Origin of the sequence: Hoyosella levis, assembly GCF_026008515.1 — a bacterium.
Lineage (GTDB): Bacteria > Actinomycetota > Actinomycetes > Mycobacteriales > Mycobacteriaceae > Lolliginicoccus > Lolliginicoccus levis.
Genome location: NZ_BQYM01000005.1, coordinates 75894 through 90502, shown reverse-complemented (window position 1 = coordinate 90502; position 14609 = coordinate 75894). Strand labels below are relative to the sequence as shown.

12 protein-coding genes are annotated in these 14609 nt (G+C 66.9%); 9 read left to right on the top strand and 3 right to left on the bottom strand.

All coding sequences use genetic code 11. The annotated features are described in order from the left end of the window. The first annotated feature begins 173 nt into the window (after positions 1-173). The 5 genes from QC765_RS07090 to QC765_RS07070 all read left to right on the top strand — a co-directional run bounded on the left by QC765_RS07090 (position 174) and on the right by QC765_RS07070 (position 3806). Positions 174-1346, top strand: a complete 1173-nt coding sequence (locus QC765_RS07090; protein ID WP_278313736.1) for a hypothetical protein — start codon at positions 174-176, stop codon at positions 1344-1346. Positions 1347-1348: 2 nt separating this feature from the next. Beyond that, positions 1349-1492, top strand: a complete 144-nt coding sequence (locus QC765_RS07085) for a hypothetical protein (RefSeq protein ID WP_278313735.1) — start codon at positions 1349-1351, stop codon at positions 1490-1492. 2 nt (positions 1493-1494) lie between these two features. Beyond that, positions 1495-1938 carry a hypothetical protein gene (locus QC765_RS07080; protein WP_278313734.1) on the top strand — a complete coding sequence of 148 codons (444 nt, stop codon included), beginning with the start codon at positions 1495-1497 and terminating at the stop codon, positions 1936-1938. Positions 1939-1970: 32 nt separating this feature from the next. Next, the gene (locus QC765_RS07075; protein ID WP_278313733.1) at positions 1971-2405 is read left to right on the top strand and encodes a hypothetical protein; all 435 of its coding nucleotides are present in this window, start codon (positions 1971-1973) and stop codon (positions 2403-2405) included. Between the two features lie 330 nt (positions 2406-2735). Continuing rightward, positions 2736-3806 (top strand): hypothetical protein, encoded by a 1071-nt coding sequence (locus tag QC765_RS07070; RefSeq protein WP_278313732.1) that lies wholly within the window; start codon positions 2736-2738, stop codon positions 3804-3806. A gap of 10 nt (positions 3807-3816) precedes the next feature. Here the strand turns inward: QC765_RS07070 and QC765_RS07065 are convergent, their stop codons facing one another. The 3 genes from QC765_RS07065 to QC765_RS07055 form a co-directional block, all read right to left on the bottom strand. Further along, positions 3817-3996: a hypothetical protein gene (locus QC765_RS07065; protein WP_278313731.1), complete on the bottom strand. Its 180-nt coding sequence runs from the start codon at positions 3994-3996 to the stop codon at positions 3817-3819. Between the two features lie 2166 nt (positions 3997-6162). Beyond that, on the bottom strand, positions 6163-6705 hold the full coding sequence (locus QC765_RS07060; protein WP_278313730.1) for a hypothetical protein: 543 nt from the start codon (positions 6703-6705) through the stop codon (positions 6163-6165). A 321-nt stretch (positions 6706-7026) separates the two neighbouring features. Then, positions 7027-7992, bottom strand: coding sequence for a hypothetical protein (locus QC765_RS07055; protein ID WP_278313729.1), 966 nt, complete (start codon positions 7990-7992; stop codon positions 7027-7029). A 208-nt stretch (positions 7993-8200) separates the two neighbouring features. Here QC765_RS07055 and QC765_RS07050 point away from each other — a divergent pair, with 208 nt between their 5' ends. The 4 genes from QC765_RS07050 (at position 8201) to QC765_RS07035 (ending at position 14488) form a co-directional block, all read left to right on the top strand. Continuing rightward, complete coding sequence (locus tag QC765_RS07050) at positions 8201-9514, top strand: hypothetical protein (RefSeq protein ID WP_278313728.1); 1314 nt, start codon at positions 8201-8203, stop codon at positions 9512-9514. Between the two features lie 169 nt (positions 9515-9683). Beyond that, positions 9684-11519 carry an acyl-CoA dehydrogenase gene (locus QC765_RS07045; protein WP_278313727.1) on the top strand — a complete coding sequence of 612 codons (1836 nt, stop codon included), beginning with the start codon at positions 9684-9686 and terminating at the stop codon, positions 11517-11519. A 247-nt stretch (positions 11520-11766) separates the two neighbouring features. Continuing rightward, the gene (locus QC765_RS07040) at positions 11767-12453 is read left to right on the top strand and encodes a P-loop NTPase family protein (protein ID WP_278313726.1); all 687 of its coding nucleotides are present in this window, start codon (positions 11767-11769) and stop codon (positions 12451-12453) included. Positions 12454-12475: 22 nt separating this feature from the next. Next, on the top strand, positions 12476-14488 hold the full coding sequence (locus tag QC765_RS07035) for a YhgE/Pip domain-containing protein (protein WP_278313725.1): 2013 nt from the start codon (positions 12476-12478) through the stop codon (positions 14486-14488). Positions 14489-14609 lie beyond the last annotated feature (121 nt).

Sequence of the window (14609 nt, the reverse complement as noted above, 5' to 3'; positions counted from 1 at the left end):
ACAGAAAGAAACGCCGCGCAATCAACAGCGGCATACATAAAACTACACCCATTTACGCGCAAATACATCAACGCGCGCCATTTGTTTTCTCGGCGTCCGGCGCACGTGCAGCGAGCCTACAATGAATGACAACTTACACGCGCCCTAGGCGAACTAAAAGAATGAGAGATAGAATGTCGACTACATTTTCCGCGGATTGGATCGCACCAATATTCGGCGGCGACAGCGGCTACAGCGACCAAGGCGGCGTGCTGGTCAACCAGACAGCCGACGGCGTAGACCTGAACACCATCTGGGACGAGATCGCGCAAGTGCTGGACCTGTTCAACCAGGAGCGCTCGGCCATTACGCAGCTGGTAAGCCACCCCACCACCGCCGTGGCCGAGCCCATCCCCCAGGCGCTGCACAGCGAGAGCTTTGACCGCGCCAGCGAGTACGGCGAGCCCACCGGCGTGCGCGAGCCCGCCGACGCGCTACTGATGGGCTACGACTTTGAGGACTACGACAAGGCCAGCCGCTTTACGTGGAAGTTCCTGCGCGACGCCTCGGCCGAGCAGGTGCGCGCAGTGTTCACCCGCGTGCTGGAGGCCGACAACAAGCTAGTCACCACCACGATCCTGGACCGGCTGCTAAACCCCGCCGAGCGCGCCAACGAGCACCACCACCGCGTGTTTGGCCTGTACACCGGCAACGACGGCATAACCCCGCCGCCCTACCTGGGCAAGGCCTTCTCGCAGAGCACCACGCACTACCTGGCCAGCGGCGCCGCAGCGGTAGACAGCATGGACATTGAGGACCTGATCACCCTTGTCAGCGAGAAGGGCTACGGGCGCCAGGCCGGTAGCCAGCTGCTAATCCTTGCCAACCCGCAGGAGGCCGCCGCCATCAGTGCCTTCCGGGCCGGAGAGGAGTCCCGCCCCACCGAGGGTGGAGAGACCAGCGCCCCTATCGCCAAGTACGACTTTGTCCGCAGTGCCAGCGCCCCCGCGTACCTGACGCAGGACAACATCGTCGGCAAGGTGGCACCCGGCGAGTTCCACAACCTGCCGGTGCTGGGCAGCTACGGGCCAGCGTGGCTGATCGAGAGCGAGTTTATCCCCGCTGGGTACGTGGCCGTGGTGGCCAGCGGCGGCCCCAACAGCGCTACCAACCCCGTGGCGCTGCGGCAGCACCCCAACCTGGCGTACCAGGGCTTGCGCGTGATCCCCGGGCGCGACCAGCGCTACCCCCTGCAAGACAGCTTCTTCGCGCGGGGCTTTGGTACCGGCATCCGGCATCGGGGCGCGGCGGCGTGCTTGCAAGTAACCACCAACCCCACCTACACCGCCCCCGAGCTGAAGTGGTAACCATGCCCGCCCAGCACAACACCACCCCCGGCCCCAGCGAGTACAGCTGGGGCGCGGGGCTAGCACCGCCCGCCACCCCACGCCAGGGCTGGCTATGCCCGCCGGTAGCCAATCCGTTTCCGCCCAACCCCGATGAGGTGACCTAGCCATGGCCAGCTGGCGCAATCAGCCCCGCGACCGCCAAGGCCGGTGGTCCACCGGAATGCTTGCTGGCGCCGCTGCCGGGGCGGCGGTGGGCGGCACGCTTGCCAGCCCCCTAGCGCTGGACCGCATGGTAACGGGGAGCCTGAAGGCCGAGAGCCACCTAGGCACCACCCGCGACGGCAAATGGACCGGCGCTAAAGTAGGCGCCCGGTACCGCGCGCCGGGCGGGCGGCAGGTAGTGGTCAAGGGGATCGTGGGCATCAGCCGCACGCCCCCGCCAGCGCGCAGCAGCGCCGCCCAGCGCAGCGCCAGCACCGCTGCCACGGCGGCGCGCAAGCGGGCCGCGCGCACCGCCAGCAGCCCCGCAGCCGCCCGCGCGGGCACCAAAGCCACCCGCCGCACAAGTCAAGCGGCGCATCGCCACACGGGCCGGCGCATCGCGGACTAGATGGTCCCTGCCGCCATGAGAACATCGGTGGCATGGCAACGGAGATTTGGGTGGCCACTATTGGCGGTGTAGCCGGGGCGGTTAGCGGCGGCATAGCGTCGCTGCTGGCCCCTTGGGCTCAGTGGGGCGTAAAGAAAAAGCAACTCCGCCACGAGCGCCGCGTGCAGCGCATCGCCGAGTGGCGGGAGGGCATCAAGGAGCTGCAGAAGGAAGAGCTTCAGCGGCACCCGCCACGATCCGTAGTAGAGAAGAGTCGAAGCATCGACACCACAGGACTTACGCTGCCGCCGCTCGCTAAGCTCACGACTCGACATTGGTTTCTTACCTTGCGAGCCGGAATGAGCAATTCCAGCCTGAGCGAGCTGAATGAGTTGTTCGATACCCCACTGAAGGATCGCGTCGGACTGGTTCCTAGTTTTCTCGCCACGGAGGTGGCCCGCATCGAGCGGGACTGGGACCTGGTGTAGCCCCCGCCCTGGCACCTCCACAGCACCTCCACTTTTTGGGCGGGCCGCCCGCAGCAACGGCCCAGGCCGGGGCGGTGGCGTGTCGACAAAACAGCCAACTAGCAGCACTTTTCCTGTCGACACGGACGGCGCCTACCTGCGCGTTCGCACGCCTGCTCGGGGTCGGAAACACCTTCCCAAGCTGAATACGCGGGTTCGATTCCCGTCATCGGCTCTCGCGAAACGCCCTGGTAGAGGCCTCAGCCTCCGCCAGGGCGTTTGCCGTCTGCGGGGTGGCTGTACCTCCGCCGTACCTCGGATGTGTTGGCGAGCGTTGGTACACTCTGCCCCGTGCACGCACCAGACAGGAGTCTCGATCCTGGCCAGCATTACGAGACAGTAATCGCAACACGTGATGCTCTCTTGGAATCCGGTCGAAGCTACGACGACATCGAGTTGCTCGTTACACGTTTCGGATTCGACCTCGTCTACAGGGGCATTGACGACGTAGACTGGGGCAAGACGCTAATACACGCGGACACCAAAACGCTCACGAGCCTCGCGACCTATCTCGGCACTCTGCCAAATTCAATTGAACCAGGTGGGGCATTGGCTCCTGTGGATGCTTACACAGAACTGGCTGCCGCTGAAACAGCGCTACGCGAGGTTGTCCGGACAGCGATCGGCGCTTCTTGGATCGATGATTTCCCCGACCCAAAGCGCGCGGATTTAGAGGCAAAGCGCGTCGAGGAAGACAAACGGCGAGACGGCGTCAAAGTAAGTGACGACCTACTCGACTACACAGAAGCTTATCACCTCGAACGCCTGATTTTTAAACACTGGGAAAAGGTTCAACCCATCCTACAAGACAGAAAGCGGACCGAAGCTCACCTCAAGACTATGATGAGCGTGCGAAACACGATTGCACATGCTCGACCCGTAGCCCCATTTGAGAAACACTTGCTAGCAGGCGTAGCAGGCCAAGTTCAAAACTTGCTCGCCATCTACCGAAGCTCCTCTTCCGGACCTGACGCATTCTATGCATCAATTAACTACGTACGGGATTCTCTGGGCGATGAACTGGGCAGCGGAACGAATAAGAAGCAAGACAGGATCCCGCGCCTAAGCATCGGTCAAACCGTGTCCTTTGAATGTTCAGCCACCGATCCACATGACCGCGAAATATCATGGCGCTTTACACTCTATGGCAATTCGAGCAACGTAATGCCCCAAGAACTTGGCTACGCATATGGAGCAACCGTCACGTTTGACTGGACTGTCGCGAAAAGCCACGTCGGCGAAGGTCGTGTCGTCGGCATATCGGTGCACAACGAAAGCGAGTTCCAACGATACAACGGAGCTGACGACCGTGCCACATTCCACTACAACGTAAGTCCCCCCGTGCCGACGCCACGCCGTTAGCTTCAAGCCCTCAGCCTGCACCCCTAATCGGGACCACGTTCGCGGGTGGTGGCGTAGCCATACCCGCCAGGGCAGCCATAGCGTCGGTGTGGTCGTCCTGGAACAGGTGGGCGTAGACGGAGAGGGTCGTAGTGACCTTGGCGTGGCCCATGAACCGGGCGATCTCTAGGGGTGGGATCCCCGCCGCCACGCACAGCAAGGCGTAGGTGTGGCGTAGGGCGTGAAACTTCAGCCTGGGCGGTAGCGCCTAGCTCGCTAGCGGCCAGGCTAGCCCGCAGTACGGCGGGTCGGTAGACGGCCTTGTAGAAGTTCTGGTGGCGGACGGGCACGCCCCAGTCCAGGTCGAGCCGGGCTGCGGCCTCGGTAGTGTCGAGCTCCGCGAGCCGCGCAGCCTGGGCGGTAGCGCGGGCAGCCGCCGGGGCTCCTGCGGTAGTGCCCGCGCGGCCCGTCGGCTTGTCGGCGGCCAGGCGGAACCCAGGGAACAGCGGCGCTACCGGGTCGTAGCGGGGGCTGGCGGGGCCGTGGGGGTGGCGCGCCAGGTAGTCCCGCAGTACCGCCACAGCAGCAGGCGGAAGCAGTACCCGCCTACGCGATCCGCGCGTCTTGGGCACGTCGTAGGTGGGGCGCTCGTCGCCGGGGCGGAAGCCCACCGTCCGCTCCACGCGCAGTAGCCCTGGTCTGGTGGGCGCGCTGGGCCTGGCGGACTGCGGTGCGCATCGCAGGCTCGGCACGTCAACGTCGCCTACTTGCAGGCCGCCCAGCTCGGCCGCCCGGAGGCCTGCCCACGCGGCCACATGCACCAGCACGTTGTACGGCCAGGGCGTGGCATCTTGGAGGGCCTGGACCTGCGCGGGGGGGGGCGAGGAACATGTCGGGGTCGTCTACGAGGCCCGGTGTACCGCTGCCGACGCCGCGCTCGCTCGGGAGCTTCACGTAGTCGGCGGGGTTGGCGGCTACGCGCCCGTCCGCTACAGCCTGCCCCAGCACCATACGCACCAGGAAGTACGCATGCTTGACTGTGGAAGGCTTCTTATTTGCGGCGACCATCCTCGCGATCCAGTCGCTAATGAGGGGGCGGGTGATGGCGTTCACTGGGTACCCGCCCAGCACCGCATCAATGCAAAGCTCTCGCGCGTCGCCCCGGTGCTGGTCGGCTGGGGCTAGGGCGTAGGTGTACCCCGCACGAGTGCCGGACTTCAGGTCGTGCCGAGACTCCAGCCAGGCTGCCGCCGCTGCACGAAACCTCATCTCCCCGCTCCGCGGATCGAAGGTTGCGCCGCGCATCGCCGAGTAGTCCACGGTCAGCGCGTACGCCTCGGCGTCCTTCTTGGCACGGAAGCCGCCATTGGACGGCTGCTATGACAACCCATGACCCGCGCGGGAAGCCTGGAACTTCAGAGTTCTCTTGGGGTCCAGGACGAGCGCCACCGGGACTGGAAGACGCCCCACCCAGCGAGGGCGGGCGGTACCAGCCCGTCTGTCCGCCCGGGGAGCACATAACGGAGGCGGGCCAGCTAGCGTAGAAGGCGGGCATTGCGCACCGTCGGCCGAGGCCTCCCCGGCGCCGCATCACCCTGCCGCCTCCAGCGCTGACGCTTGGTCGCTTTTCGCTCGGCCTTCGCTGCGAGCTTTGCCGCGCGCGCTGCCTCGCGCGCCGCGCGCCGACGCTTCTTCTTGATATTTGAGCGGACTACCAATAGGGCCACCAGCCCTAGCAGCGCTCCGAGAATCGCGAGGGCCCAGGCCAGGCCCACGGTCTGAACGACCATAAACGGGACGACGATCAGAACAGCCAATACAGCAGCGAGCGGACCCGGCTTGCTTGCGCTAGTCGATCGGCTCCGGCCTCCGAACGACTTCGAAGCTCCAACACGCACAGGTCCAACCCCCGTGCCTATTCCAATGTTGAACCTCGCCACTGCTACCGCCTCATGTCTTCAGCCTGGTGGATACGATCTTCGACTTTCTATCGCCGCAAGGCCGCCAGACGTTAGCGCCAGCCACGACTGCCCCCGTGCTGTACCTCGCCTGTACCTCCACCCACGGCCACCCGCAAGGCCCCGCGAGTCAACCGTAGGGCTCCGCAAGTCAACCGACAACTCCTACCCTACCTGCAGAAACTCCACCCTCTCGATTGCGCTACCAGCGGCTTCGGCTTCCGGCTAGCGGACACGGAAAATGCTTCCCAAGCTGAATACGCGGGTTCGATTCCCGTCATCGGCTCTCGCAAAACGCCCTGGTAGAGGCCTCAGCCTCCGCCAGGGCGTTTGCCGTCTGCGCAGCCTCCGCGAACCCGACGCGCGGGACCGCGGTAAGCGAGCCCATGCACCTCCCGGTTCAGTCCTCTCCTGTGGCGTCAGGGCTGGTTGTAGGGCCGCGGGTCATCAGGTCGGCCTGGTTGGTGCCTTCTCGGTAGATCCTGCTGAGGCCGGTCCGACGTGCTGGCGGGGCCTGCGCCAGCTTGGTAGCCGCGGTCGCTTTCGTAGGTGCGGCCGGTGGTGGTGCGGGGATGATCGCTCGGACCGCCGACGACGCCTGGGTCCCTCGTGGGTAGGTCAGGGTCGATCTCGTTGGCCCGGTCGAACTCCGAGTTCACCTTTTCGCGGGCGGAGGCCGCGTCGGCACGGCGTGTGTGCGCCTGGTGTTGCAGCCCTTCCGCTTCCGCCGCCTTCGCGTCGGCCTCGGCTTGGGCGGCGCGCGCCTTTGCCGCTGTCTTGGCGGCGATCGCCTCGTTCTGCCCGACATCGTGCGCGTGCTCGTCGGCTTGGGCGCGAAGGTGAATGGCTTCGGCCCGACGACTCTCCTTGCGCTTCTTCGCTAGAAGCGACCCGATGATGGCGGCGATCACGAGGACCGCGACCACGGCGACGATGATGGCGACGATGGTGTTGGTTTCCATTTCGATTCCTAGTTCTGCTGGTGCCCGGTCATGGGCGGGGTTGGGGCGTGGTCGCTGTCCTTGCGCGTGCGACTACGCAGGAAGCCGAGGCGGCGAGGAGGGTCTTGGAGGGCTTCACCCGCATCGCGCTACCCATTTCTGGATGCCGCGGGAAGCTTGATCGTGGCTGTCGCCCGACACCGCTACGGCACCTGCGGGAGGAATACCCGGCCATGGCGCGGGCAAACGCACTTGTGGCCGGGCGCATGCCCTGCGCCCGGCCACATTATTGAGTAGGTTGTCGAGCCAGCGCCCGATGGAGCGCAGCAGCGCTCCGGTGTCTCAGCTAATGCCAAGCATGCTTCCGAGGTCGATGCACAGCGAGCCCGCGCACCCGGGATCCTCGGGGGCGGGGTAGGTGATGGTCACGCTCGGCGCGTCATCGCTTTGCGCGAGGCCGGTGGTCTCGCCGAGGGAGGAGCCTCCGCCCCCACCTCCCCCACCGGTTACGGAGCCGGCGCCTGCACCGCCCCCTCCGCCGTACAGGCCTCCACCGCCTCCGCCACCGGCGGCGGTCGCGGAGGGCCCTCCGGTGCCGCCGACGCCGAGCGTGCCATCCTGCCCGTCCGCGGCAGACGTGAAGCCAATGCCGCCATCGCCCCCTGCAGTCGGTGTCCCGGCCCCGCCGGCCCCACCGCCACTGGATCCACCAGAGCCGGCAGTACCGGGCTGCCCCGCATCACCCCCGTCGCCGGCTTGCCCGATCGAGCCTCCGCCTCCGCCGCCACCCGCGACGAGCAGGCGGGAACCTGGATCGGCGAGAGTGGTGCGCACGTCCGAGGCGCCGCCCCCGCCGGCGCCAGGGGCGCCTCCGTCGCCGCCACTGGCCCCGCCGTTGGCTCCGGGCGCGTCGCCCCCGCCACCCATCGTTCCGCCGTTGCCGCCGTTGCCACCCACGAGCACGAACAGGGTGCCGGAGAGTCCGCTCAAGGTGCTCTGGGCTGTTCCTGCCAGACCACCAGCACCGCCGTTGGCGCCGCCGCCCTGCCCACCGTGGCCGCCGATCGCGGCTATGGTCAACGTGTCGACGCCAGCGGGGATCAGGAAGCTGTGCTGGCCTGGCACGTCGTAGACGCAGGTGACCTGATCCCCCACCTGGGTGCATCCCAAGGGCGGTTGCGCGGCCGAGGTGGCCGGGAGCGCCACCGAGGCCACGGCGAGCGCGCCAGCACCACCCAGTCCCAGCAGCGCGCGGCGCGGCGCTCGGAAGCTTCTGCGGGAAGCGGAGGTTCGTGCGGATGTTCTCATCAGGGCCTCCGCTATCGCGATAGGTGTGAGCCACGGGCAATTTTTCACGAAGCTAGCATGGGCGCGCCTGGTGAGGTGGTGAATCGAGCCATCGGAGAGCACTCGCGGGCTGCCCCCGCCAGATGCCGCGCCGGCACAGCAACAGTCCTCTCGCCCCGTCTGCCCCCTTTGTGCCCGAGGCGCATGGTTGCGTCACTAGGCTTGGGGCGTGTCGGAGAGCGTTAATGCGAGCAGCTGGGACTTGACGCCGTCGGCGGGGCTGGCGACGCGCCGGGTGCTGGATGCGGACGCCCTGGCGGCATTGGTGTCGAGCGTGTTTGGCGCTGTCTTCACGGCTGTCTTCTGGATCGTTGCCGCGTTCTTGTTCGATGTGCAGGCCCTTGGCTTCGCCGGGGTGCTGGTGGCGGTGGCGACGGGCGTGTCGACGCTGGCGAACCTGGGGATCGGTGCCGTGGTGTCGCGAGTGGTGCCGGTCTCGGGCGTGAAGGCGATGGGCTGGTTCTTCCGTGGCAATGCCGCCGTCTTCATCGTCGCGATGCTGGCGGGGACGCTGGTGGTGCTGGTGGTGCCCCGGCAGGTGGTTTTCGAGTTGCCCTGGCAAGCGTGGGCGTTTCCGCCGCTGGTCGCGGGACTCGCTGTGCTGTCGTCGTATGACTCGATGGTGTCGGGGCTGGGCAGGGCCCGGTGGAGCGCGGTGGCGATGGTGGCCCAGGCTGCGGCGAGGCTGGCGCTGCTGGTGGCGGCAGGGGTTTTCTCGCTGGGCTCGACGGGCATCGCGATGGCGTGGTTCGTGCCGATGATGGTGCTGGTGCCGGTGTTGACGGCAGTGATCGCGCGCAAGATCGGGGGGAGCGAGTTCGCGGCGCTGGCGCCGCAGCAGGTGGACCGGGGCCAGATGATGCGGGGTGTGCTGCGCGCGTATGCTCCGGCCGCGCTGGGGGCGGTGACGCCCACGGTGCTGCCACTGCTAGTGATGGTGAACCTGGGGCCGATCGCGGCTGGCCACTTCATCCCGGCGTTTTTCCTGGTGCTGATGTTCGGGACGCTGTTGACGGCCGTGATGGGTCCGTTCGTGAGCGCTGCGGACCGGTCCGCGTGGGATCTCCCGGGCCTGGTCTATCGGTTCGCGTTCCTGCTCTCCTTGATGGCGCTAGCGTGCTCGATGTTCCTGGCGATCCTGGCTCCGACGTCCTTCGCGATGATCGACACCAGCTATGGGACGCATAGCTCGCCGTTGTTGTACGCGGGCGCCGCAGCGATGCCATTTGTGGCGCTGCAGGCGATGCATGGATCGCTGGCGCGGATCAATGGCGTCGTGGGGCGGGTTGTGGCGGCGCGCTCGGCAACGATCGTGGTCTTCCTTCTGGGCGTCGCGCTGGCGGTGGATGAGTACGGGCTGCCGGCCGTCGGGTGGTGGTTCTTCGTGAGCGAGGCTCTGGTCGCCGTGCTGATCCTGCCAGTGACCGTGCGGGAGTTCGGGGAGGCGGTCCGGGAGACCCGGAGCAGCGAGGTATTGCAGTGAATGTGGTGCAGTTCGCAAGGCGCGCTATTGGCATGGGCGCGGCCGGGACGTAAACTGACGTAAGTTACTGGCGAGTAGGTTGCCGGGTGGACCATCTTGTGAATGGCTGCCACGGCGTCATCTCGCTGGTAGGGAATCCGACGAACATCTCAACGGAGAGAGTGTAAGAATGGGCCACTACAAGAGCAACGTTCGCGACCTGGAGTTCAACCTCTTCGAGTTCCTGGGCCTCGAGGAAGTCCTGAAGTCCGGCGAGTTCGGCGATCTGGACGTCGACACCGTGCGCGACATGCTGTCCGAGGTCTCGCGTCTTGCTGAGGGCCCATTGGGCGAGTCCTTCGCGGATGCGGACCGCAATCCCCCTGTCTTCGACCCCGAGACCCACGAGGTCACGCTTCCCGAGTCCTTCAAGAAGTCCTTCCGTGCGTTGTGGGACGGCGAGTGGTACCGCATGGGCCTGTCCGAGGAGATCGGTGGCATCCCCGCGCCCCGCATCCTCGTGTGGTCGATCGCGGAGATGCTGCTCGGCGCGCAGCCCGCGGCATTCATGTACCAGGCCGGGCCGTCGTTCGCGAACGTCCTGTTCCACCTCGGCACCGACGAGCAGAAGAAGTGGGCCGAGCACGCGGTGGAGAACGGCTGGGGCGCCACGATGGTGCTGACCGAGCCGGACGCCGGTTCCGATGTCGGCGCGGGCCGCACCAAGGCCATCAAGCAGGACGATGGCACCTGGCACATCGAGGGCGTGAAGCGCTTCATCACCTCCGCCACCTCCGATGACCTCTTCCCGAACATCATGCACCTCGTTCTGGCGCGCCCCGAGGGCGCTGGCGCCGGCACGAAGGGCCTGAGCCTGTTCTTCGTCCCGAAGTACCACGTGGACTGGGAGACCGGCGAGTACGGCGAGCACAATGGCGTCTACGTCACCGGCGTGGAGCACAAGATGGGCCTGAAGGTCTCCGCCACGTGCGAGCTGACCTTCGGCCAGAACGGCAAGCCCGCCGTGGGCTGGCTGGTCGGCGAGGTGCACGAGGGCATCGCGCAGATGTTCGAGGTCATCGAGCACGCCCGCATGATGGTCGGCACCAAGGCGATCTCCACCCTCTCCACCGGCTACCTCAACGCGCTGTCCTACGCCAAGGAGCGCGTCCAGGGGTCGGACATGACGAAGATGACCGACAAGACCGCGCCGCGCGTGACCATCACGCACCACCCGGACGTGCGCCGCAGCCTGATGTCGCAGAAGGCGTACGCCGAGGGCCTGCGCGCTGTGTACCTCTACACCGCCGTGCACCAGGACGAGGCTGCCGCGAAGCTCGTCGCCGGCGTTGACAAGGACCTCGCCTACCGCATCAACGACCTGCTGCTGCCGATCGTCAAGGGCGTCGGCTCCGAGCGTGCCTACCAGTACCTCACCGAGTCGCTGCAGACCCTCGGAGGATCGGGCTTCCTCCAGGACTACCCGATCGAGCAGTACATCCGCGACGCCAAGATCGACTCGCTGTACGAGGGCACCACGGCCATCCAGGCGCTCGACTTCTTCTTCCGCAAGATCGCCCGCGACAAGGGCGTTGCTCTGGCCCACGTCGCCGGCGAGATCAAGAAGTTCATCGACGACCCGAACGGTGACGAGCGCCTGAAGAACGAGCGCGAGCTCCTCAACGCGGCGCTCGAGGATGTCCAGGCGATCCTGGGCACGTTCACCGGGCACCTCATGGGTGCCGCCGAGCAGATCGAGGAGCTCTACAAGATCGGTCTCGGCTCTGTGCGCCTGCTGCTCGCCGTGGGCGACCTGCTCATCGGCTGGCTGCTGCTGCGCCAGGCCGAGGTGGCTCTCGCCGCGCTCGACAAGGGCGCCAGCGAGAAGGATGTGCCGTTCTACCAGGGCAAGGTCGCGGTTGGCTCGTTCTTCGCGAAGAACATGCTGCCCGAGATCCACGCCATCCGGCAGGTCCTCACCAACATCGACCTCGACCTGATGGAGCTCGACGAGGCGGCGTTCTGATCCACCTCGCACCACCGAGCACCTAGTAGGGGCGGGCCGCGCAAGCGGTCCGCCCCTTCTCGCATCACCGCGCCGGGCGCATGATTTCCGCCACCTTCCCGTACATGATTGATCAGCAGTCAGTAGCGTCAAACAACGGGCACACCAATGCGTCGTCCGCGATAGTGGACACCACGGGGCCCGCCCCATTGCCAGCGACTACGCGGCATCCCGGGAACATGGCGGCAACACGGCGGAGGAACCACCCATGGACGACGCGCGCGGCGACACCGCCGAACCCATCATTTCCGTCGCCGACCTCTCGCTCCGTGGCTCGCGCGGCACGGTCTATGGCCCGCACACCTTCGACATCCAGGAGGGCGACCTCGCGGTCATCCAGAGCCCCCCGGGCACCGGACGGACCGCGCTGCTGCTCACCCTCACCGCGCGCATGCGCCCGAGCGCAGGGTCCGCGACCATCCTCGGCCTGCCCTACCCCAAGCGGGGCCATCGCATCCGCAAGCACACCGCCATCGCTGGCTTCCGCACCATCGACGACCTCGACGACAGCCTCACCGTCCGCGATGCGCTGCGCGAGCGCGCCACCTGGAACAGCCCCTGGTACCGGCCCGTGGGCCGCCTCGGCGACGCGGATGTCGAGCACGCCTGCGCTCCCCTGTTCGGCGATCGCCCCATCCCCACCGGCAAGACCGTGCTGTGGGACCTCAGCCAGCTCGAGCGACTGCTGCTACAGATCTCGCTGTCGATGATGAGCAGCCCGCGCATCCTCGCTGTCGACGACCTCGCCCAGATCGAGGACAGCACCGAGCGGGGCTTTCTCGTCGAGCAGCTCGCCGCTCTCACCGAGCACACCACCGTCCTCACTACGTCCGCAGATCCCGTAGCTGACCATCCCGCGGTGCTTCGCCTCGAGCTTGCCGCCAGCCGCCACTGACCCCCGTCCGGAGACTCCAACCATGGTCGCAGCACTCTCCTTCGGCACCGAGCTCAAGAGGTTCGGCCGCGAGAAGCTCCCCCGCCTCGCCATCGTGGCGATCATCTTCCTGCCGCTCCTGTATGGCGCCATGTACCTGTGGGCCTACTGGAACCCGCTCGGCAAGGTCGACGAGATGCCCGTCGCCATCGTCAACAGCGACACCGGAGCGCGGATGGACGGGTTGACTGTCCGGTTCGGCGAGCAAGTCACCCGCGAGCTCCAGCAGCGCGGCGACCTCGGCTGGGTCCGCGTCAACCAGGAGCAGGCTCAACAGGGCGTCGAGGACGGGACCTACTACTTCGCCGTCGAGTTCCCCGAGGACTTCAGCGAGGCCCTCGTCTCCGCCGCGGGGGACGACCCGCGCAAGGCCACCATCCGTGTCACCTACAACGACGCCACCAACGCCATCGGCACCACCATCGCCCAGACCGCGATGGATCGCATCCTCAATGTCATGTCCGAGACCATCGGTGCCCAGTCCGTCGACCAAGTCCTTGTCGGCCTCCAGACAGTCCGTGGCGGGCTCGTCGAGGCAGCCGACGGCAGCCAGCAGCTCGCCGACGGCACCAGCGAGCTCCGTGCCGGGGTAGCCGAGCTAGGCGAGGGCGCGCAGCTGCTCGCCACCAACCTCGTCACCGCCCGCGACGGCGCGAACGTCCTCGCGGATGGCACCGGCCAGCTCTCTAGCGGCATCCAGCAGCTCACCGACGGAGTCCTGCCCCTCGCCGACGGGCTCGATGACCTCCAGGATGGCGCGCGGCAGCTCGGCGACGGGGCCGACCAGCTCAGCGGCGGAGTGAACCAGCTCGTCGCCCAGCTCGACGTGCTCGCCGAGAAGCAGGCGCACATCACCGGCACGCTCAGCGAGGTCGCCACGCTCCTGCGCACCGTCCCCCACCCGGTAGCCCATGACGGCGCCGCCGAGCTCGACCGGATCCGCGGCGAGATCGACCGGCAGGGCTTCGGTCCCGAGTCACAAAGCCAGCTCCAGCAGCTCCGCGATGGCGCCGCCCAGCTCGCCTACCAGATCGGTGACCCCACCAGCCCGTTCCGCACTGGCCTCGCCCTCGCCGCCGACGGTGGCGACCAGCTCACCGGCGGCGTCACCCAGCTCCGCGACGGCGCGCAGGAGATCAACAACGGAGCCGTCGAGCTCGCCGACGGACTACGCCAGCTCGCCGACGGTGGCGGGGAACTGGTGGGCGGCATCGACCAGCTCACCGACGGCACCAGCCGCCTCGACGAGGGCGCCACCCTCCTCGCCAGCGAGCTCGCTGCCGGGTCCCAGCAGATTCCCGACTGGAACAACCAGGAGCGCCTCGAGCACGCCGAAGTGATCGGTGGGCCGCTCGAGGTCAACCCCCGCCACGTGGCCTACGCCTCCACCTTCGGCACGGGCATGGCCCCGTTCTTCATCTCGCTGGCCCTGTTCATCGGCGGATTCATTCTCTGGATGCTCATGCGGCCCCTCCAGTCCCGGCCGCTCGCCGCGGGACTCGGCGGGCTGCGCACCATCCTCGCGTCCTACTGGCCCGCGATGCTCGTCAGCGCCGCCCAGGCCGTCGTCACCTTCCTCGTGGTGCGCTACGCGATCGGACTCGAGGCCGCCAATCCCGCCGGGCTGCTCATCTTCCTCGTTCTCGTCGGGTTCGCGTTCCTCGCGTTCATCCAGATGATCTTCGTGCTGCTCGGCCCCTCGACCGCGCGCGTCGCCGTGCTCGCCCTGCTCATGATCAACCTCGTCTCCGCCGGCGGGCTCTACCCGCCCGAGACCACCGGCCAGCTCTTCGAGACCATCCACCCCTACGTGCCGATGACATACTCCGTCACCGGTTTGCGGCAGCTCATCATCGGTGGCGCCGACGGCAGGCTCTGGCAGTCCGTGATAGTCCTTGCTGGCTTGCTCGTCGTCTCGATGGCGATCTCGGCCTACGCCGCCCGGCGGCAGCAGGAATGGAGCATGAAGCGCCTGCACCCACCCATCCCGGCGTAATCGAGGGCTGATCCGCTGGCACCCAGCGGCATCCCGTGGCACCGCGCGCCAAACGCGATAGAAACTGCTCGACACGCCGGTGCAACACGCCACTGTGCGGTCAGTTTGCGGTGCGTTTGCG

Coding starts and splice junctions, on each gene's coding strand:
- QC765_RS07090 (WP_278313736.1), top strand. CDS start 174: ATGTCGACTACATTTTCCGCGGATTGGATCGCACCAATATTCGGCGGC.
- QC765_RS07085 (WP_278313735.1), top strand. CDS start 1,349: ATGCCCGCCCAGCACAACACCACCCCCGGCCCCAGCGAGTACAGCTGG.
- QC765_RS07080 (WP_278313734.1), top strand. CDS start 1,495: ATGGCCAGCTGGCGCAATCAGCCCCGCGACCGCCAAGGCCGGTGGTCC.
- QC765_RS07075 (WP_278313733.1), top strand. CDS start 1,971: ATGGCAACGGAGATTTGGGTGGCCACTATTGGCGGTGTAGCCGGGGCG.
- QC765_RS07060 (WP_278313730.1), bottom strand. CDS start 6,705: ATGGAAACCAACACCATCGTCGCCATCATCGTCGCCGTGGTCGCGGTC.
- QC765_RS07055 (WP_278313729.1), bottom strand. CDS start 7,992: ATGAGAACATCCGCACGAACCTCCGCTTCCCGCAGAAGCTTCCGAGCG.
- QC765_RS07045 (WP_278313727.1), top strand. CDS start 9,684: ATGGGCCACTACAAGAGCAACGTTCGCGACCTGGAGTTCAACCTCTTC.
- QC765_RS07040 (WP_278313726.1), top strand. CDS start 11,767: ATGGACGACGCGCGCGGCGACACCGCCGAACCCATCATTTCCGTCGCC.
- QC765_RS07035 (WP_278313725.1), top strand. CDS start 12,476: ATGGTCGCAGCACTCTCCTTCGGCACCGAGCTCAAGAGGTTCGGCCGC.